This window comes from Arthrobacter sp. Bi83, assembly GCF_918698095.1.
Lineage (GTDB): Bacteria > Actinomycetota > Actinomycetes > Actinomycetales > Micrococcaceae > Arthrobacter.
Genome location: NZ_CAKKLY010000001.1, coordinates 89,363 through 111,909, shown reverse-complemented (window position 1 = coordinate 111,909; position 22,547 = coordinate 89,363). Strand labels below are relative to the sequence as shown.

At 61.8% G+C, this 22,547-nt stretch carries 17 protein-coding genes and 2 pseudogenes; 12 read left to right on the top strand and 7 right to left on the bottom strand.

The features are described 5' to 3' along the window. Positions 1–582: 582 nt before the first annotated feature. On the bottom strand, positions 583–1,167 hold the full coding sequence (locus LQ144_RS00505) for a hypothetical protein (RefSeq protein WP_230116617.1): 585 nt from the start codon (positions 1,165–1,167) through the stop codon (positions 583–585). Positions 1,168–1,422: 255 nt separating this feature from the next. On the opposite strand from LQ144_RS00505, the gene LQ144_RS00500 reads away from it, so the two are divergent. From LQ144_RS00500 to LQ144_RS00475, 6 genes are all read left to right on the top strand, one after another. Then, positions 1,423–1,710: a hypothetical protein gene (locus LQ144_RS00500; RefSeq protein WP_230116616.1), complete on the top strand. Its 288-nt coding sequence runs from the start codon at positions 1,423–1,425 to the stop codon at positions 1,708–1,710. 237 nt (positions 1,711–1,947) lie between these two features. Beyond that, complete coding sequence (locus tag LQ144_RS00495) at positions 1,948–3,114, top strand: type IV secretion system protein (RefSeq protein ID WP_230116615.1); 1,167 nt, start codon at positions 1,948–1,950, stop codon at positions 3,112–3,114. Next, a complete protein-coding gene (locus LQ144_RS00490; protein ID WP_230116614.1) occupies positions 3,107–4,597 on the top strand; it encodes an SCO6880 family protein in 1,491 nt (496 codons plus the stop codon). Before LQ144_RS00495 ends, LQ144_RS00490 begins: the two co-directional genes overlap by 8 nt. 38 nt (positions 4,598–4,635) lie before the next feature. Continuing rightward, complete coding sequence (locus LQ144_RS00485) at positions 4,636–6,054, top strand: ATP-binding protein (RefSeq protein WP_230116613.1); 1,419 nt, start codon at positions 4,636–4,638, stop codon at positions 6,052–6,054. Positions 6,055–6,063: 9 nt separating this feature from the next. Beyond that, positions 6,064–7,875: a type IV secretory system conjugative DNA transfer family protein gene (locus LQ144_RS00480; protein ID WP_230116612.1), complete on the top strand. Its 1,812-nt coding sequence runs from the start codon at positions 6,064–6,066 to the stop codon at positions 7,873–7,875. After that, a complete protein-coding gene (locus LQ144_RS00475; protein WP_230116611.1) occupies positions 7,862–8,371 on the top strand; it encodes a hypothetical protein in 510 nt (169 codons plus the stop codon). Before LQ144_RS00480 ends, LQ144_RS00475 begins: the two co-directional genes overlap by 14 nt. Before the next feature lie 289 nt (positions 8,372–8,660). On the opposite strand, the gene LQ144_RS00470 is transcribed toward LQ144_RS00475, so the two are convergent. Next, a complete protein-coding gene (locus LQ144_RS00470; RefSeq protein ID WP_230116610.1) occupies positions 8,661–11,405 on the bottom strand; it encodes a restriction endonuclease in 2,745 nt (914 codons plus the stop codon). Between the two features lie 785 nt (positions 11,406–12,190). Here LQ144_RS00470 and LQ144_RS00465 point away from each other — a divergent pair. The 3 genes from LQ144_RS00465 to LQ144_RS00455 all read left to right on the top strand — a co-directional run bounded on the left by LQ144_RS00465 (position 12,191) and on the right by LQ144_RS00455 (position 14,606). Continuing rightward, entirely contained in the window at positions 12,191–13,354 is a 1,164-nt protein-coding gene (locus tag LQ144_RS00465) for an ImmA/IrrE family metallo-endopeptidase (RefSeq protein WP_230116609.1), read from the top strand. Between the two features lie 61 nt (positions 13,355–13,415). Then, positions 13,416–13,928 (top strand): single-stranded DNA-binding protein, encoded by a 513-nt coding sequence (locus LQ144_RS00460; RefSeq protein WP_230116608.1) that lies wholly within the window; start codon positions 13,416–13,418, stop codon positions 13,926–13,928. A 252-nt stretch (positions 13,929–14,180) separates the two neighbouring features. Continuing rightward, positions 14,181–14,606 (top strand): recombinase family protein, encoded by a 426-nt coding sequence (locus LQ144_RS00455; protein WP_230116607.1) that lies wholly within the window; start codon positions 14,181–14,183, stop codon positions 14,604–14,606. Between the two features lie 255 nt (positions 14,607–14,861). Here the strand turns inward: LQ144_RS00455 and LQ144_RS00450 are convergent, their stop codons facing one another. After that, positions 14,862–15,635 carry a hypothetical protein gene (locus tag LQ144_RS00450; RefSeq protein WP_230116606.1) on the bottom strand — a complete coding sequence of 258 codons (774 nt, stop codon included), beginning with the start codon at positions 15,633–15,635 and terminating at the stop codon, positions 14,862–14,864. Between the two features lie 417 nt (positions 15,636–16,052). Next, positions 16,053–17,801 (bottom strand): hypothetical protein, encoded by a 1,749-nt coding sequence (locus LQ144_RS00445; RefSeq protein ID WP_230116605.1) that lies wholly within the window; start codon positions 17,799–17,801, stop codon positions 16,053–16,055. Between the two features lie 372 nt (positions 17,802–18,173). Between LQ144_RS00445 and LQ144_RS00440 the strand changes: the two are divergent. Next, positions 18,174–18,290, top strand: a pseudogene (locus LQ144_RS00440) (thymidylate synthase); the annotation flags it as partial. Here LQ144_RS00440 and LQ144_RS00435 read toward each other — a convergent pair. The 3 genes from LQ144_RS00435 to LQ144_RS00425 are packed head-to-tail and all read right to left on the bottom strand — an operon-like array spanning position 18,287 to position 19,655. Then, the gene (locus LQ144_RS00435; protein ID WP_230116604.1) at positions 18,287–18,967 is read right to left on the bottom strand and encodes a hypothetical protein; all 681 of its coding nucleotides are present in this window, start codon (positions 18,965–18,967) and stop codon (positions 18,287–18,289) included. The pseudogene LQ144_RS00440 and the gene LQ144_RS00435 overlap by 4 nt on opposite strands. 35 nt (positions 18,968–19,002) lie before the next feature. Beyond that, positions 19,003–19,200 (bottom strand): hypothetical protein, encoded by a 198-nt coding sequence (locus tag LQ144_RS00430; RefSeq protein WP_230116603.1) that lies wholly within the window; start codon positions 19,198–19,200, stop codon positions 19,003–19,005. Beyond that, positions 19,200–19,655: a hypothetical protein gene (locus LQ144_RS00425; protein ID WP_230116602.1), complete on the bottom strand. Its 456-nt coding sequence runs from the start codon at positions 19,653–19,655 to the stop codon at positions 19,200–19,202. The genes LQ144_RS00430 and LQ144_RS00425 overlap by 1 nt, the downstream gene beginning before the upstream one ends. A 156-nt stretch (positions 19,656–19,811) precedes the next feature. On the opposite strand from LQ144_RS00425, the pseudogene LQ144_RS00420 reads away from it, so the two are divergent. Together LQ144_RS00420 and LQ144_RS00415 are read left to right on the top strand one after the other, a co-directional pair. Beyond that, positions 19,812–20,281: pseudogene (locus LQ144_RS00420) on the top strand (GatB/YqeY domain-containing protein); the annotation flags it as partial. A 421-nt stretch (positions 20,282–20,702) separates the two neighbouring features. Beyond that, on the top strand, positions 20,703–22,544 hold the full coding sequence (locus LQ144_RS00415) for a zinc-ribbon domain-containing protein (protein ID WP_230116601.1): 1,842 nt from the start codon (positions 20,703–20,705) through the stop codon (positions 22,542–22,544). Positions 22,545–22,547 lie beyond the last annotated feature (3 nt).

The window sequence follows — 22,547 nt, the reverse complement described above, 5'->3', positions numbered from 1 at the left end:
AGGTGCTGAATTCGTCAGGATGCCCGCTTCAGGCCGTGATTCATTCGGGCGGTCTAAGCGGACCGGGGCGTTTGTGCAGAGCCGGAGGCCAAGGGGCGTGACGGCGATGGTTCTCTTCTTCGTCGTCCTGAACTGGCCACGGAGAAGGCTAAGCCCGAGAGAGGCAGAACCGCTCTACGGCTGCGGGGGGCCAGATATAGATTCTGCGATCGTCCAGCCGAGGCCAAGAAGGGGTTGACATAGTCAGAAGCATCCCAGGGCACCCCTCCCCTGAACTGACCGGTGAGGGGGCGTCCTCCGCCACAGTAATTGAACGCGCCGAGCATCCCAGAACCTTGAAGGAAACATCCACCAGTAGACCATCACCGCCCACCTGAGCCGCCCTGGGCCAAGCATGAGCCGAGCCGTGAGCGACCAGCCAAAGGCGAAAAGGGCACCACTTCCGGGCTCATGTTCTCCCTCTCAATGAGAATAAACATTCGATTCTCAATCCTGTCGGTCCCTCGTGACAGCCTTTGCTTCGAAAAGGACAGGCGTCCTCAAAGAAAACCCGCAGGTCAGCATGCCAAGACACGCTGAGGGCTAATGGGAATATATGTTCGAATAAGCGTTCTTCCCGAAACTAGAACCTACTGCGGAGTAAGGGGAGTCCAGGCTGCTTCGTACGCTTGCCGTTGTGCTCTCGGATGCCATAGCGGCGTTTGAGTTTGGCGCCGTTGATGGCTGTACACATCTTGCCCTTGGCCGCGGGGATCGACCGGCGTTTAAGTCGAGCGCGATCTTTTTGAATCCGTCCTCTATCTCGCGGACGATGGGAGCCTCTGTCTCGCTGAGCGTCATGCCGTTCTGATTCCAGCCATAGGCGCGGTTACCACCGGACGACGTGCCTGCCTTGGCCGCCTGAAGCTTGGTTGCTTTCACCCGGTCAGCGGACGTTTCGACCTCGTACACTGCCCATGCAGCGAGCGTCTTAGCGACTGCGCGGCCGGACAGTGTAGCCAGGTCAAAGTGGCCAGCCTTCACCGTATGAGTGCCGACATCAAGCGCCAGGTAGCCGGGACGAGGTTTGCCTGAGTATGCGCTGTGGTCATTGTCCGAATATGCAGCAACGACAGAGCCGCCGAGCTGCTGGACTAAGACTTGGTAGTCCTCCTGCTGCTGCTCCATGCCTCGGGGGTGTTTCCTAAATCAGAGGCCTCCCGGCTGAAATGCTTGTACGGTTTCGAGAACAGACTTTACCCCGTCGGCCGAAACTGCGTCTGGTTCGGCGGGGGTTGTAGCTAGTCCGGACAGTAAACCGCGCAGAAGTTGCCTCAACGGCCGCGACTAAGCAGTGCGGTCATGTCGTCCCGTCCCGCCACCTCCATGAAGTCGTGAGCCCAAACCCCTCATTCCCTTGGAAGACGACAGATGGAGCGCGCGATGTTTCTGGCAGCGGTGGATCCTGGCATCACCCCAAACACGAACTTCCCTTTTCTCGAATCGCTCAAACTGATCGGCGGAGGCATCCTGGTCGGAGCCTTCATTGTGATCGCGATTGTGGCGATCGTCGGAGCCGCCATGCTCCTCGCAGGCAAGCTCAGCCAGTCATCGAGGCTCGCTTCGGGTGGTGGCATGATCCTGCTTTGGACAGGACCGGTGGCCGCGATACTCGGCGGGATCAATGGCTACATTCTCTGGTCCCAGTCGGCGTTCAATCTCGGATTTTAGGTCCAGTCAGTCATGCCGGTTCAATGCGACCTGGACGGATGGTGGCCGCCCGGTTGCGGTCTCGTCTCACAAGCGAACGACGGCGTCCAAGGCTCCATCACGTCATTCTTCGCGAACATACTCCAGAGCACCGCGTCCTGGATATGGTCCTTCATCACGGGCGCGTTTAGCGTCTCCGACCTTGATGATTCTCAATGGACGGCGGTCGAAGGTCTGACGAGTTGGTGGGTTGTCATCATGATGACACCGCTGGTCGTGGCCATGATCCTCCAGCTGCTGTCCGGTCTGATCAGCCAACAACCCCGCCGCCTGGTGCGCGCCCTGGTTGGCGGCGCGGCCGCCATTCCTCTGGTGGCCGGTGCCGTTTACCTCGTCCGCCAGCTCACGAAGGTGGGCGATTCTGCAGCTTCGGCACTCCTCGACTCCATGGGGACGGATCCCTATCTGGTGTTCATGCGGCTCTTTGGCTTCGAGCGCGCCCCCGCGGACTCCGGCCGGGAATGGAACGTCGTTTCCTTGGCCCCGGGAAGCACCGGCGGCGCGGCCGGGGCGGTCTTCGTCACGGTGATGGCCGTGATCGTAGTGTGGATCCTGGCGTTCATCCTGATGTGTTCGATGATCTTCCGGTCCTTCGCGCTGATCGTGCTCGCCGCCGTCGCCCCGGTCGCGCTCATGCTGATGCCATGGGAGAAGACGAAAACCTGGGCAAGGCGGTGGTGCGAGATCGTCGTTGCGTTGCTGCTCGCCAAACCGCTGGCCGCGACCGTGCTCGCCGTGGCCATCAAGCTCTTTGCCGACTCGAAGTCATTCGCCGGGCTGGCCGCTGGTGTTGTGGGCATGGCACTGGCCTGCGGTGCGCCTCTGATGGCATTGCGGCTCGTGAGTTTCGCCGGAGGCGAGCTGGCCGCGGCCGCGCAAACTGCCGGTGGTGGCCACGTCCTCACTCGAACCTCCAGCTTCACCGCCCGGCAGATTAGCCGGCAAACCGGTGGGCGATTCACTCTGGCAGGGATGGCTGGCCGTTCGTCGATGACCCGCCCAATCCAGTCGAGTCGTCACCAATTTCCCACCCGCACGCTGCCGACCGGTGCCCCTGTTCCGGGAGGGCCAACGGGTACAACGCCGTCATCGGCGCCAGCTGGCAACGCTGGTGCGTTGATGCTCGACGCAGGCACCACGGCGGCCAGCCCAGCCTCGCCACCGGGAAGCAGCGCACAGCCGCGCCCGGCCCCGGGCGCACCGGCATCGGGAAGCAGAAGTGGGGGCAAGGCCCCTAGCGAGCCACCAAAGCCGCCGTCGTCGAAGCTACCGAACGGCGCGCCACCGATCGCCCCGACGACCCAGTCTCCCATCCACCGGCCAGGAGTAATCCAGCCCCCAACCGACGGTGAGTTCCATGTCTGAAACTTCACGCACCCTCGAGGCAGTCAATTTCCCCCGCTATGAGCGCCGCGGCTTGTTCATGGGACTGAAATGGTATCAATTGCTGTTGCTCGCGGCCGGCGTGGTGGTGGCAAGCCTGGCATCGGCATCTCAAGGACCGATCGGCTTGTTCGCGTCGGGACCGTTGTGGCTGGTCCTGATGCTCCTTGGCCTGCTGCAGTATTCAAGGATTCCGTACCCGGTATGGGCCAGCCATGCCGTCCTGTTCTTCTACCGATTCATAGCCGGACAAACACGGTTCCTGACCAGACCCGAACGAGCAGTCCTGGCCGGACGGCTGGCGCTTCCTGGAGGGCTAGGGAACCTGGAATTGCGTCGGACCTCGCGAGGGGAGTGTTTCATCGTGGACGCCCGCGGCAGGGAGGCGATAGCCGTACTTCGCTGCAGCACCCGGTCATTTGCGCTGTTAGACAGCGACGACAAAGCATGGGCCGTGCAGGCGTGGTCCCGCGTGCAGGCGGGCATGGCCCAGCGAACAAGCCTCGCAAGAATCGCCGTGCAGGACTACACGGTTCCGTATCCGTCCACCGCCCTGCGGGACTTCTACGAAATGACGTCCCCGCGGCCGCCGGGCGTCTCGAGCGAACTCACTTGGGGCCAGCGCGCGTACGAGGATCTGATTTCTGCAGCCGGCTCCACGATGAGCCACGATCTCCTGATCGCACTTGTGGTGGATATGGCCAAGGCGCGACGCCGGATCAGAGAGTCAGGCGGGGGACTGGTCGGTGTCGAACGGGTGCTTCGTCTGGAGGTTGAGGCCATGACCACAGCGCTGGGGACGCACAGCGTCAAGGTGGAGGAGTGGCTGCCGGAAGGCGGAATCCTCGACGTCGTTCGGGGCGCATTCGATCCTGCCGCCGTCGCAAGCGGGGCAAGGAATCCGGCCAAGAAGGAATTACAACCCCGAGACTCCATGCCGCCTAACATGCCTGGAGGCCCCATGGCCGTGGAAGAGCACTGGACATACGTACGAACGGATTCCGGTTTTCATCAAACGTTCTGGATCGCTGAGTGGCCACGGCAGAAGGTATCTCCGGGTTTCCTCCATCCTCTGATTTATGTGGGCGACTTCCGGCACACGGTGACGGAGGTGATTCGGGCCGTGCCCACAACTGAGGCGCTGCGGGACATCCGCTCCGCCCAGGAGGCCCATGAAACTAGGCGCCGCATCAACACCCGCTTCGACAGGCCACTGACCCGAGAGCAACGAGCTGAGGAAGAAGAGGTCGCCCAGCGCGAGGAGGAGATCGTCGCAGGCCACGGAGACGTGAGGCCCGCTGCCTACGTGACCGTTACTGCAGGGACCTTGGAGGACCTGGCCCGCCACCGGCAGGAACTGGAGTCGGCGGCCGCGGGAGCCTTCGTCGAATTGCGCCTGCTGGCGGGGCAGCAATGGGCTGCATTCGTCGCCGGTGCGCTCCCGTTCGGGCGGGGGCTGCGATGATGCGGACAAACCAGTCGGTTGAATACTTGCCGTCGGGAGTGAACCGCAGGGAGCGGAAGGAACGACGGCGGCGGGCGGCTGCCGCTGACAGCCTACCGTGGGCGGCCGCTCTGAACCGGGCCGGCGAGATGGTCGGCACCCGGTTGGACACCGCCGAGCACGGCGGAGACTGGGGGAGCAGGGAACCTGTCTCGCTGCGTGGCCCGCACCGCCTGCGTCCGGCACCGCATCGCGCGTCCACCCTGACCTTCGCCGCGGCGTATCCATTCATCACAGAATCGGGGCTCGGCCACGAAGGCACCTATATCGGCACCGACGTCTTCGGCTCGGGAGCGTTCTCCTACGACCCGTGGATTCTCTATGACAAGGGCGTCATCAGCGGACCCTCGATCGTTGTCATCGGCACCGTGGGGACCGGCAAATCCATGTGCGGAAAGTCCCTGGTGGCCAGGTCCATAACGCTGGGGCGGAAGGCCGCCGTCGCCTCCGATCCCAAAGGCGAATGGGTTGCCGTCGCCAATGCGGTCGGCGGCAAGGTCATTTCCGTGGGCCCCGGTCGCGCTGCCCGCGTCAATCCACTCGACGCGGGGCCGCGGTCCAGCGCCTTGAGTGAGGCGCAGTGGCAGGCCGTGGTGCGCCAACGCCGTCGCTACCTGTTGGTGGCACTGGTTTCTCTCATGCGGCAGGGCATGCCCCTCCGTCCTGTGGAGCACACTGCCCTGGACATGGCTCTCATGGAGACGGTAGCCGAGAACTCGAATCCGACGCTGCCAATGGTTCTGGACCATCTGTTGAACCCGTCGAAGGAAACGATCGGGCTGGTGGGCAAAGATGGGGGAGTGGCGGTCAGCCACTCCCTGAGGCGGACGGTCTCTGGTGACCTGGAAGGCATGTTTGACGCCCCGTCTACGGTCGCTTTCGACGCCGATGCGCCCATGATGGTTATGGACACTTCTGCGCTCATCGGCGCCTCGGAACAAGCATTGTCCCTGGCAGCCGCGTGCGGTGCCACGTGGCTGGAGGCAGCCGTCACCAATCCCGATGGCGGCAAGCGGCTGGTGGTTTACGACGAAGGTTGGCGCATGCTGGCCGACCCGTACATGCTCGCCAAAATGAGCGAGCAGTGGCGGTTAGCCCGTACATACGGCATTGCGAACCTGCTCATCATGCATAAAGTCGCGGACCTCAACGAAATCGGAGACAGCTCCAGCGGGCACCGGCAGAAGGCACTCGGCCTGTTGACCGAGGCGGACACCAGGATCATCTACCGGCAAAAGCACGACGCGATGAGACTAACGAAAGAAGCCCTGGGCTTGTCGGAGGCCGAATGTGAGCACGTAGAGAACCTCCCCAAAGGTGTTGGCCTCTGGAAGGTCGGGAATCGTTCCTTCATTGTGGCGAACCAGGTCACGACCGATGAGCTTGAAGTCTTCGGCACCGACGACCGGATGATCTGAATGCCACAGATGAATTCGCGGCGAGGCACCGACAGTCCGTTGGTCACGGCCGGGCTCATCGCCGTGGCCGGTTATGTCTGTCTGTGTTTCCTGGTCCAGGGGGCAGCTAACGTCGTGATGGCCTGGCGCTGCGGCGGCAGTCTGCCGTCGCCGTTCAACCCGGCCGCCGCCGTCGGACTTTTCATCGGCCGGATCAACTGGGTGGTACCCGTACCAGAGGGATGCGACGTCGGGATCGGCAGTATCTGGTGGCTCGTTGGCCCAATCCTCCTTCTGGCGGCTGCGCTCGCCGTCGGGTCTGTCTTTGCCTGGCGAAGGTGGAAGCAATCCGGGGCGTGGCTGCGCCAGGACATACTGAGCCGCGAGGGCATCGCGCGCCGTACCGAGATCCTCCAAGATTTCGGAGCGAGGGCCGTCCTAAAGCGAGGCAAATTCACGCGGCCAGGCCTCGCCAAGCCGCGGATCCAGGACGTGGCCTGGACTTTGGGCCGCTCCCGAGGCGTCACGATCCATGTATCCACGGAGGAATCGATGGTCATCCAGGGTGCTCCGCGATCCGGTAAGGGCCTCTATGTGGTCATCAACGCCATCCTCGATGCGCCGGGTGCTGTAGTCACGACATCCACCCGCGCCGACAACTTGGTGGTAACTATGAAGGCCCGCGCTACACGCGGCAGGCCAGTCACGGTCTTCGACCCACAAGGCATGTCCGGACTGCCCTCGACACTTCGCTGGTCTCCCGTTCGTGGCTGCGAGGACCCGGATATCGCCACGCGCCGCGCTCTCGTTATCACTGCGGACACGGAGATGAAGGGAGAGAACGCTGCATGGCAAAAGCGCTCGCTGATCATCCTGCAGTGCCTCCTTCATGCTGCGGCCCTGTCCGGCGAGGGTGTCCGTGCGTTTCGGCGCTGGTCTTCGAGCCCGGTCTTGGCACGTGAGGCGTTGGAGGTCCTGAGCCTACCGGCGGCGGCGCTGGGGTGGCAGGCCGATCTCATGGGCATCCTTGAGGATGACCCCCGGAACACGTCCAACTCCTGGATTGGTGTGTCGGCCGCTGTCGCACCACTGTCGTCACCGAAAGTGCTCGCCGCACTCGATCCCCGGGACGAGTCGGAGGAATTTGACCCAAAGAGGTTCATCCGGGACTGCGGGACCCTGTATCTGATCGGCACCCGTGCGGGAGCTGCTGCGGCAGGGCCGTATCTTTCGGCTCTGATTGACGACATCGACAACGCCGCTCGCGAAATGGCATTTGTCTCTCCGGGAGGAAGGCTGGATCCGCCGCTGTCCCTGGTTCTGGACGAGATTGCCAATCTGGCACCATGGCCGGGCCTGCCCATCGCCCTCTCTGACGGCGGCGGCATCGGCATCTCAACGCTGGTAGTTCTCCAATCTCTGTCCCAGGCCCGTACTGGCTGGTCAATCGATGAGGCAGCCACAATTTGGGACTCGGCCATCATCAAGGTGATTTTCGGCGGAGGCTCCGACGAACGTGACCTGCGCTCGCTGGCTGGGCTGCTGGGGGAGCGGAGCCTGACCCTTAATACCCGTTCCTGGTCTGCACAGGGTCGGCAGGACGGCGAACAGATCAGGGAGAGCCCGGTCCTGCCGCTTCATGAGATCAGGCGCTTGCCGGCAGGAACGGCCCTGATGCTGGGACGTCGAACCCGGCCCATCCTCTTGGACTTGCGCGAATGGCACAAACGCAAAGACGCCGCCGAGCTGGGTCGGTCAAAGCTGGAGCTTGAACGGGCCCTGGCAGATGGGCACCGTCTGCGGCAGGCAGCAACTGAGGAGCCAGCCGATGGCCAGCCATGACGACGTCGAACGCTTTGAGATCCCGTCAGCCGGAGCGGACGACGACGAGCTGACGGCGGAGCTCTTCCGCTCTGCCTTCCGGCCACCGGGGCGGGCATCCGGCGTGACCTACCGTTGGCGGGAAATGACAGCTGACCAGGCCGGAAGTGTGTGGCGTTCTTTGGCGGTCTGGGTCCGCTGGCTTGTTGCGACGTACCAGCTGACGACGTCGGTGGTTCCGGACTGCTGGTGGCGCCACACCGAGATCGTGGCCGAGCTCTATGCTATGCAGCGGGCTGAACTGGCCTCCTACGCCAGCGACGATCCCGGGTTCGGGCCCCTGGCCTTTCACGAACGGCTGCCGCACGCCGTCGAGCGTCTGCGGATCCATACCCGGACGGCCGGTTGTGTCGGGCTGCAGGCGCACAAGGAGTCCGCCGTGAGAATCCTGCGGCTCGATGCAGCGGGCTTCGTTGAGTGGCAGGCGGGTTCCCACCAGATCGCGGACACATTCTGAAGGTGGTCACTTCACGAGAACCAGGGTGGTGTGAATCAGTATTTGCAGAGTAGCCCGCCGGATGTAAGGACGTATGGGACGGCAATCGGAGTCCGGAGGTTGATCGGGTGTGTCTTGGTGATGAATGGGTTCCGAAGGCCGTGCGTCGAAGCTTTGCAGCGGTTCTCCTGAGGGACCGACCTGCCGTCCGTGGTGGTGTTGGGTCATCGACGGGATTGCTGTGGGATGCGCTGTACGATCTGAAGTGATCGATGTCATGTTATCGCCACCCTCCTTGCTGGGCCGGTAGCTAAGTCTTGCTGCGGGGAACTGCTTCGACTTTCACTCCTAGCTCCTTGGCCCACGAGCGGAACGCGCCGCCAATCGAATGCGTACTACTTTCTGTCCACTTTCCGCCTGCTGCCTCACGAATTGCCATGCCGACTGTTAGCGGTGATGCCGAGGAATCGGCTTCCAAGGTCTTCAGGCCCGCTTCGCCTCCGGGCACCGATTTCAGGAGCCGAAGGAGTACCGGACGTGAAATTGAGCCGTCACTGTTAATGAGGTCTGCGCGGGCAGCGACGACGCGACCTTCCGGAGTTACGAGAACGGCTCCCAAAGCGGCTAAGGTGCGCAGGGCGTCCCGTTGGGGAGTGCTGCTATCTGGAACAGTGACGACCGCCCCTGATGCAATCTCGCACAGTAGGTCAAAAGAACGCCGTGGTGCCTCTTGCGGCACGCCCGGGCGGGAGCGAATGGCGGACGGAGGCGACAACAGACGTTGGGGCTTCTGGCCAGTCGCGTCACCTTGAACATCCCATCTATTGCCGCGACGTGATGCCAGGCCGGCGTATTCGAACCACGAGAGAAAGACCCTAGCGTAGATGGACCACGTTCCTTGCGTAGCGTCAACTGCCGGGAAGATTCCAGGTAGGGCATGGCTGAATGCTTCTGTCGTAGCTAATCCGTCTTGCTTTGCCGCCACGTCCGATAACGCTGAGTAAGCACGGTGCCGTCTCAATGCGTTAGTCACCTTTTGCCGGGCCGCCAACTCCGGGTCCGAGGCAGCGACAATATCGTCGACGATGCGAACCGTCAAAGGCTCGTATGAAGTGACCCCCAGCAAACGCAGTTCCCGCGAAAGGTTGAAGATCACGTTGTCGCTGGTCTTGAGGTCAGATGCAAGAGATGCGACACCGGCACTGCCGCCCTTCTTCATTACTAGCGGCAGCATGCGAGCAATTTGGTTGGGTGCGGATCGAAGAATATACGAGTCCTCGAGAGGGACCCGGCCAGTGTTTAGGTAGTCTCTGAAAATATCCCAGTATGTGTCTAGCCGGTCACCAACCTGAACGATCAAGCGGCGGTCCACCAAGGATTGGACCGCCTCAGGGGCATATCGATCCGTAACTTCGCCAGCAGGGATAGGTGCATTTTGAGCGATGTGCCTGAGTATCTCTAGTGACTCCGGTTCAAGTTGCGCAAGGTCCACATCGAAGAGGTTTTGAATATTGAGGGAGTCGGCTAGTAGCTGCTCTGGGCTGGTACCGTTCGTAAGCTCTTGCAGGACGTGGTCAGCTAGCTTTTTTAGCAGCCAAGGCAGGCCTTGGCTGTACTCGCGTAGGCGAGTACGAAGGTCCCGGCCAAGATTCACTTGAGCTTTCTTCTGGAGCCTGTTGAGAAGTGTGTTGACTTCGGCCGCACCGAAGGGCTCCACAAGGACGGTCTCCGAGGCGCTTCGGATTTCGTCCCGTAACTGGTATGGGTAGCCCTCGATCCATCCGACCAGGTCGGTCTTCCACGCAAAGCCAATTTTGATAGGCCCTTCTATGTCTCTGATCCCGAGGGCCAGGTCGCGGAAACTCTGAGTGATTTCTGGTGATCGAAAAACGTTCTCAAATTGGTCAAAGAAAACAAGAACTGGCTTGTCGGTAGATTTCCAGGTGGCGTTCCTTATCGTGTTGAGAGCGCTCGGTAGACTCGCCCAGCTCACATCAGCTCCTAGCTGCATCAGTCCCTTCTGGACTGCTCCGTCGATCGCGCGTCGCAGCACCTCTGTGACATAGCGGGAGGAACTTGCGGTTCGAGAGTCCATCACAAGTGCGGATCCTCCCTTTGACTCAATCAGTTCCGCAAACTTCAGAGCGAGGCTGCTTTTTCCCCAACCCGATTGGGCGTTGAAGATGATGGTTTTGGATGTTGAGTCGATGAAGCCTCTGAGGGTCTTTAGAAGTGTTTTCCGTCCCACGAAGTACTTGGGGCCCGCTGGCAACTGGTACTGAAAATCGCTATGCGACGGGAGGACGGTAGCTAGGACAACTTGGTCCGGAGAGTCCGGTTTGGCCGGGGGGTGGAGAGTCGGGGTGCGAGCGTCCCAAACCTCCAGACCCTGGGAATAGCCGTGCGAGGCAATCAGTTCCAATGCGGGAGCAGGAACGCCCCCTTGGGCGGCCCACACAGCCGCGCGTACAGGCAAACGAGTGTGCGTATCGAGTTCCAAGGCAGCTGAATAGATGCCGAACTCGGTCACCACTACAGCGAAGTCGCTGGGTAGTGAGAGCGGAACCGGCGCATCGACGATGAGTCCCTCACCGTCCAAAGCGTCGGTAATGGCTTCCACATCCATGTACTTGAAATTCTTGTCCTTCAGCTCAATCGCTCTGGCCGCCTGCTGACCGCTCGGAGTTAGACCAGGAACTACCATCATGAGCCCGAGGGCATCAGGCGTGGTAAACCTCTCAATCGTGACTTTTCCGTAAAAATTCGTGAGTTCTTTGGCTGCCACTGGCTGTGAATAGGCCTTGCACTCAGCTATGGCGACTCTGCCGTCCAGTCTTGTACTTGTCACCACGTCGAGTTCAATCCCGTTCGAATTGACCGTCACGTTGCTCGCACTTGGCTCTTTATATCCATAGGCCTGGAGAAGTCTGGCGACGAACAGCTCAAATAGATGACCCCGGGCATGGCTCACGGCTCCGGCGGAATCTCCCTTTGCGAGAACGAGGACAGTCTTAGAAACCAAGCCGATTTGAGTCATGAAATCTGATGTTGCCACATAATCCTGCTGAACTTAGCAAGCGAAACCGATTCTGCGAGATCGTCAGTATTACGAGTAGGACCTGTATCTGCTAGAGAGAGGTGTTTGCGACTTGCCTTTTGCGTTCGAGCCCGGTGCGAGCGCGTTGCTTATTAGGTATCGGACGACCTCCCCAGCGTCAGTAGTCCGTCAATTGCCGGTCCGCCAAACCACTGCTGATACGCGCAGCGACGCCTTGGCGCGGATGACTCGAGACTTGCGCTGTAACCTCTTACGGCATCGATTCGGGACTGGGCAGACGCGAGAGGCCTCAAAGCGAACGGAATCGAGCGGCTCATTCAGCAGCTCATTTTCGGACCTCATCGCCGAAGAAGCTAAGAGCAGCACCAGGAGGAGATCTGCAGTGTCGAGCGCAGAATGAAGGACTCCGCCTGAGTCGAGAGGTCGTAAGTCCGGCGGGTTTTGAGGTATCACAACAGGTGTTCAAAGCTGGGCTGCCATACACGCCGCACCTGGGACAATCTGAGTTCTACGTGGCTGGCCTTTCACGAACGGCTGCCGCACGCCGTCGAGCGGCTGCGGATCCATACCCGGACGGCCGGGTGTGTCGGTCTGCAGGCGCACAAGGAGTCCGCAGTGAGAACCATCCGGCTCGAGGCCCCGGGCTTCGCTGAATGGCAGGCGGCTTCCCGCCAGGTCGGAGACGAATTCTGATGTCATGCTGTTGGACCTTCCTCAGGACATGAACAAGTATCCGCGGGGTGGTCCCGGCTGGATTCCAAGAAGCATGAAGGGCGGCTGTCGTGGCCCCTGAATCTGAAGACGTATCGAGTGCGGTGGCGGCAGATCCCGTGCCGGGCCGGAGCGAATCGGGCAATTCCCGCATGACGCCCGAGGAGCGCATCTCTGCCTTGACGGATGGCCTCCACAAGGTCCTGGAAAAGGCAGTTGAATCTCCGTCGCAGTGGCAAGTGCTGCTGGACGCTTCGGCAACGTTGTGGCGTTACTCGGGCGGCAATGTTGCCCTGCTCATGATGCAGATGGCCCAGCGCGGTACCGATGAACCGACTCTGGTGGCCGGGTACAAGGAGTGGGCCCGCCACGGCCGTACGGTGCTCAGGGGTGAGCACGCGCTCTGGGTCATCGCTCCCCGCACAGCCCGACTCCAGCAGGTCACGCTTCCTGACGGTACCCGGCAACGCATCCCTGCGGGTGAGCACGTGCCCCACGGCGCCGTCGACGAGGGAAAGAAGACGGTCATCACGGGCTGGCGCGGCCAGGCAGTCTTCGATGTCTCACAAACGCAGGGCACACCGCTGCTCGTACCCCGCGGCGGTGCCGAGTCAGTGCTGGACGTAGCTGAGCTGTGCGGATCTCTCGCCTCGGTGGCGGGCAGCCATGGCTTCAACGTCGATGTGACGGATGCCCAGTATGGGCTGACGAGCGGCTTTACGGATTTCACTCACCGCCGGGTCCAGGTGGGCGCCTGGCTCAGCCCAGAAGAGCGTGCGGCCGTCCTTGCACACGAACTTGGACATGTGCTGCTTCATGGTCCCGACGACGCGGTCGGCCGGTTGTATGGCAGCAGCGCAGACCACCGGGGACTGGCCGAGGTGGAAGCCGAATCCGTGGCTTACACGGTGCTGAAGGCCCACGGGATCGACCGCGGACCCCAGTCCGCGACGTATCTTGCCGGATGGGCTGACGCCGTCATTGACGCGGAGAAAGACGCGATGGCTCATGACGCCAGGCGCAGGCTCCCAGCGTCCCGTGCGGATATTGCGAAGTCAGTACTGGGACGGGTCACTGCTGCCAGCAAGGGGATTCTTGAGATCACACACCCGCCGGGGTTTGGCGGCAAGATCACCGCCGTCGACGCGGACCCACGGCTGAGGCCGGCAGCGACCTACGCGGGCGTGGAACAAACTTTGCGGTCCGTTGACGGACCAGTAATGGCCGGGCCGTGAGCCGACTGGCACTAATTTGTCCGGCGGGAAAGTCCCGCCGGCTTTGGAAAGGACAAGAACCATGGGCACCAAAATCCCGATCAACATCGCAGGCAACCTGGTTGCCGATCCCGAACTCAGCGTAGGCGAAAGCGGAGTGGCCCACGCTAAGCTCCGGGTCGCTGTCAACCAGCGAATCCAGGGCGCGGACGGCACCTGGCAGGACGGAGAACCCGTCTTCCACAACGTCTCTGCATTCCGTGCGCTGGCCGAGAACTCGGCGAGTTCACTGCGAAAGGGCGACCCGGTAACCGTGGCGGGCGAGCTGGAATTCCGCTCGTACGAGAAGGACGGCGAACGCCGCGAAGCCCGACGCATTGTCGCCGACACCATCGGACCGGATCTCCGTTTCGGGACCGCGGTGTATCAGCGCATGTCGCACGCGCAGGTTGCTGCGCCGGATGCTGAACTGCGTGCAGGCGTTGAGGCGCCCGTCGCGGCTGAGGCGGCCACGCCGGCATACAACGTCAGTTCGAAGAGCCCGGTGGTGGTGCCCCCTTTCGGGGGCGTGGCGGGGAATGAGATGAGTTTCTAAGACCTGTAGGGACCGTCCGCCTGACGGACGTGAGGTATTACCTAGGCGGGTTGGTGAGCAAGCCAGCTCGCTTTCCCTTGCTGTGAGCGCCGGAGTGCAAGGGGTCACTTGGTTTGAGAAAGTTCACGCCAGCAGCACGGCTATCTTCGTAGCTAAGGTAGGTGCAGGCTAACTCCACCGACGAAGTGGTGGGTTGATCATGACGTGTACAAGACACGACGCCCGCGGCTGCCCCACGCATAGAAGCCCAGCATGAACGCTCAAACAGAAGGTGCCCGTGCCGCGATCTACACCCGGATTTCCAAGGACCTCCAGCTTGAAGGTTTGGGAGTAGCTCGGCAACACAAAGACTGCTTTGCCCTCGCCGCAAAATATGACTGGGAAGTCATTGAAGAGAAATTTGAGGACAACGACATCTCCGCCTCAGGAGGAAAAGTGCGGCTGGCCTATGACTGGCTAAAAGCATTTATGGAGGCGGGTGCTGTGGATGTAGTCGTCGTCTATTCGCAGACGGGCTTCATCGAAACTCTTCCTGGTGTTCATCGGCGTTATGGTGGGGATCGTTGCCCTCGCCGTGTATCTTCCATACTTCTCACTCGGCGATGCGGTATCCCCATACCAATAGCCAGTTGTCCAGAATGGCTCAAAGTTAACAATTTTGGGTATACATTTTCCTGACCTTAACAATTGTTAATTTTCGGACCGCCTGGACGCGGCAGCAGGCTAGTTTTCCGCCTGCTAGGTTCCTGGAATAGGGGAGACAACTACCACGCTTCGAGGCTTCTCCTGCAACCGAATTGCAGCACTTGCTCAGACGAGAGGCCAGCAAGGCGAACTGGCCAATCTCCTGGGGAGATTCCTAGATGCTGTGACAGGCGGAGCGCCGTGATTCGTCGCCTGTTCTCGCATTCTCGGGCAGGGACAGGCCGGTGTTTATTGCCGTCGGACCTCAATGTCGCGGTGGTTCTTCTCGACCCAGTCGGCCATCCGGTTGCCCCGCAGCGCTATGAACTTCAGCGAGGCTTCCTGAACCCTGATGTACTCGTCCTTCGTGACCGGGACGCCGAGGCGCGTGAAGACCTTTTCCTCATCCTCCTCGAGGAAGAAGTCGATCTTCCCCTCCGGCGTCACGAGATCCTGGAAGTGGAAGAACTCCACGAATTTCTCGAACGTGCAGAAGAGTTCGAAGAAGTCCCCATAGTTAGTGGTGACGTCGGCGAGGGGGCTGCCTGGCTGCTTGGCGTAGTGGCGCCGGATGCATTCCAGAGTCAGGTCCATCCGGTCCGCAATCCGTATCCGCATTCCCCTGGCGGTGTTGAGGGTGGGCAGGTGTATTGTCCTGACGGGCCAGATCATGGCGCTGCCGATCGTGTACGGCGGGTTGAAATAGCGGCGCTTCTGCTCCTCACTCAACTCGGCTTTAGCCTCGACCAAGGCCTTGGGCTTCCCCCACCTGGTGTAGGAGTTCGTGATGGCGTCACTACCGACCGTGAACCACTTGTCGGGCGTCTGCTCGAACATCAGGTAGTTTTTCCGACGCACCTTGGGAACTTCCGAGACCGCCAGTTCGAACAGCTGCCCCTCGCTTAGCTCCTTCTTCCAGAGCAGCTGATGGTCAGCCTTGAGCCGCGGACTATGGGAGTCCGGGTCCTTTCCTGGAGGCGTGGTGTCGAGAAGGTAGTCGAAGGCGATGTCGAAGACGCGCATGGAAGGAAGTCTATGTGCCCGCCTATTGCGAACCGCGGAACCTGCAGCTGAAATAACCGCGGTCGCGCAAGCACTTGGATGTCAATCTTCGGCGGCATTGGGACTCCTCCGGTCCAGTCCTGCTGAAAGTTAACACTTCAGGTCAAAATTAACGCTCGCCTTGTCTCCTGCGGGTTGTCGCGGATGTCCCTCCAGGGGGTACACGAATTGTTAACTAACAGGCGGAAAGCAGGCGGTCCTGATTCTTAATGTCCGCCCAAAAGGCCCGTAGACACAAGGGCTGATTGCTAACCTTCTGCCGGATCAAACACGTGTGTCATACCGCTCACATCAGTCACTCCTGCCCCGTCTGCGGCGTCAGTCCCATCAGCAGCACGCGGCGCGGTTGAGGATGGGGCAGGCAGGGAACTTCCCGAACTACTGGGTCCGGTACATCGGGGGTGAATCTATGTACGTGGCTGCCTGTTGATGGTTGGGGCGAATGATGAGCCTTGGCTCCGAGGGGTCGTGCGCTGAGGTGTAGTCGGGCTCGCAGGACGGCAATGGGATTCCGCTGGCGGCCAGCATCCGCGCACAGTTCCACGGTGTTCCCGCAGGAAAATATCGCAGGTAAATCGAGCTGGCGGTCGTGCAGTGGTCTCCCAGGTCCAGCTGCAGGCAGAGTGTGTAGTCCGTCGCTCCTGGAACATGGTCGGAAGGGCCGGCAGTTTCCACTTGCACAGCTGGCGACCTCTTTTTGATTTCAGCGCCGTCGAAGCAGGTCGTCGGGGCTGCCCGGGTACACCATTTTCCGCTGACCGTGTCGGGAAGCCCGGGGATGGCGGCAGCTTCGGGGGAGGGGGACCGAGATGGGGTGGTGGCAGCTGCTGGATAGGTGAGGGCTATGGTGTAGCCCTTGTAATTCAGGGCCGTGTCTGCGGCTGCCGCGAAACCGCTGGCAGCTGTCTGGAGGCCCGACCATAGCCAGCTCATCATCTGGGCAAGCCTGACAGCGACAAAATTCTTGAGTATTTCTTCCGGAGCTTCGTCTATGGCCACGCGTTCCATTACTTTGCCCATGCACGACATGATTGTGCCTATCGCGCCGTTCAGATAGTTTCCTGCGCCCTTAGCGTTCGTGACGTCAGCCGTGGCCATCCCCTGAAATCCTGCCACACAGTCGGCTGCGTCAACAGCTGTCTGGATCTTCTCGACCGGAACCTTGCCGAGGAGATTGGTCTTCTCGAACGCCATGGCTGCTGTCTGGATGCCAAACCAAAGCGCCGTTGCCAGGTAGGCCGGGGGAGAGGGCTGGAGGTTCACACCATTCAAACCACTCGATTCATCCACCTTGTACTCCACCGTCTCGCCAGGTCCGATGATGTCGATGACGTTGCCACGCTTCGAGGGCGCGGTGATGTACTTGGCGAGCCGTGGCACCATCTGCCCGAAATCCAGGCTGCGGGTGCTCATTGTCAGGCCCGGGGTCCGCTCCGCGGCCACGGCGTAACCGCGGGAGTTGTTCACCTTCAGAACAGTTGTGCCGTCCGGCGCCCTGCCCAGGCACCATTGCACCCTGCCGCCGCTGTCGCTGGTAACCGACACGCCTCCTGCCCTTGCCTCCACCTCGAGCTCGCACTGCGGCTGCTCCCCGGTGCCGGAATCCCGGTAGATGCGGTCCAGCTGGCCGCGAGCCTGATCCATCAACCAGTCCCACTTTTCGGTAAACCAATTGGAGAAGTGCGACGTGCGGACGAGCAGGTCCTTGCCGGAGACCTCGGTATCGAGAACGTACTGGACAGCGTCGCCGGGGTTCTCGTTGAACCCAACGAGCGGGGCAGGTTCATCGTCTTCGACAACGTTCTTGAAGACCAGGGTGGCTTTGCCGGTCAGTTGTGCCCCGTCCATTTTGATCGCCCACCCGGAGCGGTTCTCGGGCAGCTCGACCGGCTTGACATGTAGCCGTCCTTCGCCGGAGATCGCTGATCCGGGAATGGTCACCTCCGGGGAGCCGTCCTTGCTGGGCAACGTGACATCCTTGCCCTGCTCGACGGCGATGCTACCGTCGGTCGCCGGGGCAGCCTTCGCCACCCAGGGCGGTGACCACACTCCTGTGAAGACGAGCCCGACGGCCACGACGCACAGCAGAGCGACAGCGAGAAGAGCTACCCGCACAGGCTTTTTCATAGGCACATTCTCACCGGACAACCGTCGCTCGAGCGTGACTCGGGCGTTTGTTACGCGACCCACCTCGCGCGTGTCGAACGGGAATGCGAGAATGCACACGAGCTCCGCGTCGTACAGGCTTGGAACCTCTCGAGTCGGAAGGGATACCTTCTCCTATCTATCTAGGAAGGTTCCGTCTCGCAGTTCGAACGAATCCGGCTTCTTGGGGCAGGCACCGACAAGGCAGCCGACGCTACTCCTACCGGCTGCCGGAGGTGCTCAAGGCAGGCACAGATCGTTAATTTAGAAGCATCGCTCACGTGCGATCCATTGTTAATGTCCACCTGAAAAGGGCCGCAAACAGCGGGGGCAGATTGTGATGACGTTCGCTCCTACCCGGAGCTGAAGTTCAATCGCGTTCCGGCTTCGATCTTCGACTACAACCTCGAGGACTTCGAGATCATCGGCTACGACCCGCACGACAGGATCAAAGCGCCGGTTGCCGTCTAGGACTTCTGCGCGGCGTTACCCAAGGCCCTCATCCCGGTCCGGTACATCAGCTCGGTGTCCGGTTCGGTGATGGGGGCTTCTGCCTGGCTGAATGTAGCGCTGAAGGTGAGCCCGTCGATGGTCTCCTCGGTCGTGATCTTGGTCAGTGCCCCGAGGGGCGTGCCGTCGGCAAGCTTGAAGTCGGTGCCGAAGTGCTGGGAGTTGAGGCTGCGTGCACGGAGGTACGTCCAGGTGATTGCCCGCTCGGGCTTGTCCAAAAACGCCAGATCCAGCGCGCACAGAGGGCAAGCCGTGCGCTTGGCCAGGCTTTCGATCTGGGCGCGGGTACGCAGTATCGGCCAGACAGGTATGGGGTCCTCGTCCGGGCCGTCCAGCAGCCGATCAGGGTAGCGGAGGTTCAGCCCCCAGGCGGCGTCCCTGTTCACGAACCTGCCCATGCTCTGGCAGGTGGGCACGTGGACCTTTCCGGCCTGGGAGATGATGTAGCAGTCGCCGGAATCCATCCACTCCTTCATGGCTTCCTTCTCCAAGGCCAGGGTTACCCTCATTTGTTCCCGAAGCTCTTCTTCGCTGAGGTCGCTCAGGCTTTGGAGGTAGTCCTCCTGCTTGTACTGAGCCCTGGATGCTGCTGCTGCCCGCGCCGCCGGCGAATCGGCCAGGCTTGTCGTTCCCGTCATGTCATGAGCCTATCCGGGGCAGGACGCGATACCGATCAGGGCCAGCCGCTGTACGGATCGGCGTTGTGGCTTGTCGGCGGCGGGTCCTTGTAGGCCCGTCCTCGCTGGGACCGGGGCTCGCCCTGGTGCCGCGGCGGCCGCGTCTGGCGGTGCTTGCGCTGCCAGACGGCGTTCAGGACTCGCAGCCCCACCATAAAGACCACAAAGCACCCCATGCCGATCAGATACTCCATCAGTGCTCCCGATGTTCCTGGCCGAGTTCCAGAAGGTTGATGTCAACGTTTCCGGAAGTGCCCGGCTTGGGGGAGCCTCGAAGCTTGCGGAGGCGGGTGGCGCGGTATTCGTCGCGGGCGAGGGTGAACGTATACCAGCCGCCGGCTCCCGAAAAGACGGTCAGGAACAGTGCGGGCCAGAACGGGCCCCCTCCCGTTGCGGTGGGGCCCAGAAATATCGCCACCGAGAAGACAGCCAGCAGGATGGCGACAGCGGCAAGGATCCCCATGCCCCACCAGGTACTGACCTGGGCCTGGCCGCGGCCGGGAGTGAAGCCGATTTCATCGCCGGGATGGCTGTGCAGCTCACCGGTGCTGGTCGTGCGCAGCACCCGCTTCTCGCCGGCGGCAACGGCACGCTTGTGCTCGGCGTAGGTGGCGTCGTTCCGGCGCTCACGTTCACGGTCGTAAACCACGTTCAGTCCTAGGGTTCGGCGGGTCAGAGCCTGAGCCTGCGCTCCGGCTTTTGGTTTCGTTGTGTGAGGGCGCTCGGCAGCGGGCAAGGAAGACGGTGAAGCGCAGGCGTACTTCCGCACACATAGCCCTCACCCTAACGAAGAATGAGGCAAACCATGTCCCTGAAGGAAAAGCTCAAGGGCGACGTCGTCGTCCACATGAAGGCCGGCAACAAGCTGGCCCTGACAAGCGTCCGTAACGTACTGGGCGAGATCGAAAGGCGCGAGAAGTCTGGAAGACCCCGGTCGAGCTCGACGACCTCCAGGTCCCGTCCCTGCTGCAGAGGGAAGCAGCCAAGCGCCGCGACACCGCCGCCACCTACGAGGCCGCCGGCCACGCTGACCGGGCCCACACGGAGATCGCCGAGGCCGTCATTATCGAGGCGTACCTGCCCAAGGCCCTGACGCGAGAGGAAGCCGAGGCCATTGTCGATAAGGAGGTCGCCGAGCTGCGGGCCGCCCTGAATGCCGCAGGTCATGAGGCGAGCATGCGCTCAATCGGTGCCGTCATGAAGCCGGTCACCACCCAGATCGCCGGCCGCTTCGATGGCAAGGCAGTCAGCGAGATCGTGAAGGCGAAGCTGGCACCGCCGGGAGCGGAATGCGCTACCGCATCGAGACCTGGTCGGCCCGCTAGCCGAAGACCTTGTTGGCGATGGCACCGTAGCGGGATACGGAGAGATCGCGCCGTCGGGTACTTGGGTGAACCGACCTAGAAAGCTCACCATGATAGGGCCATCCAGCGCGTACATCATGTGGCTGGCCTCCTTGCCGGTTGGTCCGGACTCGTAGAATCGTGCTTTTTCAGGGTAGCTGCGGTGCAAATGGGCTCGCGGCGAGGGGCCGATGTTACGGCCGTCGGTCCGTTCCGGTCCGAGCCCGAGTTAGTGCATCCGCCAAGGTTTGGGCAAGAGGTGTCGTTGGCACTTGTGGCTCCGGGACCGGTTAGGGTCTAATCGCTGCTCTGCGCATGGTTGGCAGGGTACGGCCGAGGAATTGTGAGGAACCATGGAAGTAACTGCCGCCACCGTCTCTTCAGCCACGGGCCAGTTGTGTTCGACCGCCGGCTGTTCGAATTCTGCAGCCTACAAAACCCGTAGCCAGCCGGCCTGGTGTGCCGGGTGCATCGACGTCATCCTGGCCAAAGGCGGCCTCACCGCGGTGGAGTACTTCGAGGGGCCCAAGGCCTGGCGCCTCACCAAATGCATGGAATGCGGGGTGCAGGCCCACTACCGGTTCGTCTATACCCTCGAGAAGAACACCGTGGGTGAGAAGACCTGCCGGGCCTGCTACTGGAAACAGTGGGCGAAGGACGCACGGGCCCTTGCGGGAGAGGTGCCATTCCGGCACACGTATTCAACTGAGGAAATCATTGCCCACCTCGACAAGCACGGCTATGACTTCGTCGCCACCACAGGTGAACTTACAGACGACTACGAGCCCGTCGTGGCGCAGTGCCGCGCGTGCAAAAGGATCTCCGCTGAGCGCATGGGCGACATCAGCTGGGGCTGCTCCTGCTCCCGCAACACCCGCTCCGCCACCCCTACCTCCCAAACGGTGACGGCAGCCCCGGCCCGTAACGTCCGTTCCGCGAGCCCGCGCAAGTCCGGAGTCCTTCTGGCGCAGTCCGACGATCCCGCCAAGGAGTGGTGGGATCATGAGCGCAACGACGAGAAGACATTCCGTACGGTGACCCTCCGTGCGACGCGGACATGCCACTGGGTTTGTCCCGAGTGCGGGCATCAGTTCGAAGCCAAGGTCCTGGACATGACCGTGGGCCGCCACTCCTGCCCGCCCTGCAGTGCCATCCGGAACGCCAAATGGCAGAAGGAGTACGAACGGTGGAAGTCGACCCCGGTTGCCGACGTCCCCGAACTGGCCGCCGCCTGGGCGGATGAAGCCGACCCGCAGACCGTCATGGTCGCCGGAGACTGGGAACTGCGCCGCTTCCGCTGCCCCGCCGGCCATCACCCCAGGATCAGTCCCCTCACCTTCCTCGAATCCGGATGCCCGAGCTGCCGGGGAGCCGAAACGCGGAAGGCACAAAAGAACTGGCTGGCCGACACCCTGCCGGAGATCGCCTCCCAATGGCACCCGATCCGCAATGGAAAGCTCACCGCGGCGGACGTCGTCTGGGATTCAAAACGGGTCGTGTGGTGGCTGGCCGATTGCTGCGGTCATGAGTGGGAGGAGTCCCCGCGGTCCCGGGACAAATACGACCGGCTGCGCTGCCCGCAGTGCCGAACCATCCTCGGATCCCTGGCGTGGCAGGACCCCGGACTGGCGGCAGAGTGGAGCCCCGCGAATCCGGTGACGGCCTGGCACGTCCGGCCCTATGCGTCAACGCCCTTCGTCCCGGAGTGGATCTGCGCCACCAACCCCGCGCACATCTGGACGGGCTCCCTCAGCGTCCGCTCGAACGGGGCCGAGTGCCCTGAATGTCGTGAAGTCGGGAAGTCCAAGGTCGAACTGGCCCACCACGCCGCCGCGGAGGAATGCTTCCCCGGCGCACGCTCAGGGGCGGTGCTGCGGGACAAAGCGTTCACGACCCGCAAGTCCTGGTCGGCGGACATCAGTGTCAACGTCGGCGGCCTACTCCTCGTCGTGGAGTACGACGGAGCCTACTGGCATCGCGAGCCCGCCAAGATAATGACCGATGTGCGGAAGACAGCCGACCTGCTGGCCGCCGGCTACCTGGTGGTCCGGCTACGGGAAGATGACCTGCCGCCGCTGGAGATCAGCAGCGACCGCTACCTTGAGATTCGCGTGTACTCGGCTGCTCCCCAGCCGCAGAAAGCTATGGAGGAAATCTCATCATGGCTGGGCGGGCTAGAATCCGCTGAGCGATAAGCT

What these genes read in the sequence shown, in the direction of transcription:
- LQ144_RS00480 (WP_230116612.1), top strand. Translation starts at nt 6,064, where the DNA reads ATGAATTCGCGGCGAGGCACCGACAGTCCGTTGGTCACGGCCGGGCTC.
- LQ144_RS00490 (WP_230116614.1), top strand. Translation starts at nt 3,107, where the DNA reads ATGTCTGAAACTTCACGCACCCTCGAGGCAGTCAATTTCCCCCGCTAT.
- LQ144_RS00500 (WP_230116616.1), top strand. Translation starts at nt 1,423, where the DNA reads ATGTTTCTGGCAGCGGTGGATCCTGGCATCACCCCAAACACGAACTTC.
- LQ144_RS00450 (WP_230116606.1), bottom strand. Translation starts at nt 15,635, where the DNA reads ATGCGCGTCTTCGACATCGCCTTCGACTACCTTCTCGACACCACGCCT.
- LQ144_RS00445 (WP_230116605.1), bottom strand. Translation starts at nt 17,801, where the DNA reads ATGAAAAAGCCTGTGCGGGTAGCTCTTCTCGCTGTCGCTCTGCTGTGC.
- LQ144_RS00455 (WP_230116607.1), top strand. Translation starts at nt 14,181, where the DNA reads ATGAACGCTCAAACAGAAGGTGCCCGTGCCGCGATCTACACCCGGATT.
- LQ144_RS00505 (WP_230116617.1), bottom strand. Translation starts at nt 1,167, where the DNA reads ATGGAGCAGCAGCAGGAGGACTACCAAGTCTTAGTCCAGCAGCTCGGC.
- LQ144_RS00460 (WP_230116608.1), top strand. Translation starts at nt 13,416, where the DNA reads ATGGGCACCAAAATCCCGATCAACATCGCAGGCAACCTGGTTGCCGAT.
- LQ144_RS00430 (WP_230116603.1), bottom strand. Translation starts at nt 19,200, where the DNA reads ATGGAGTATCTGATCGGCATGGGGTGCTTTGTGGTCTTTATGGTGGGG.
- LQ144_RS00415 (WP_230116601.1), top strand. Translation starts at nt 20,703, where the DNA reads ATGGAAGTAACTGCCGCCACCGTCTCTTCAGCCACGGGCCAGTTGTGT.
- LQ144_RS00475 (WP_230116611.1), top strand. Translation starts at nt 7,862, where the DNA reads ATGGCCAGCCATGACGACGTCGAACGCTTTGAGATCCCGTCAGCCGGA.
- LQ144_RS00435 (WP_230116604.1), bottom strand. Translation starts at nt 18,967, where the DNA reads ATGACGGGAACGACAAGCCTGGCCGATTCGCCGGCGGCGCGGGCAGCA.
- LQ144_RS00495 (WP_230116615.1), top strand. Translation starts at nt 1,948, where the DNA reads ATGATGACACCGCTGGTCGTGGCCATGATCCTCCAGCTGCTGTCCGGT.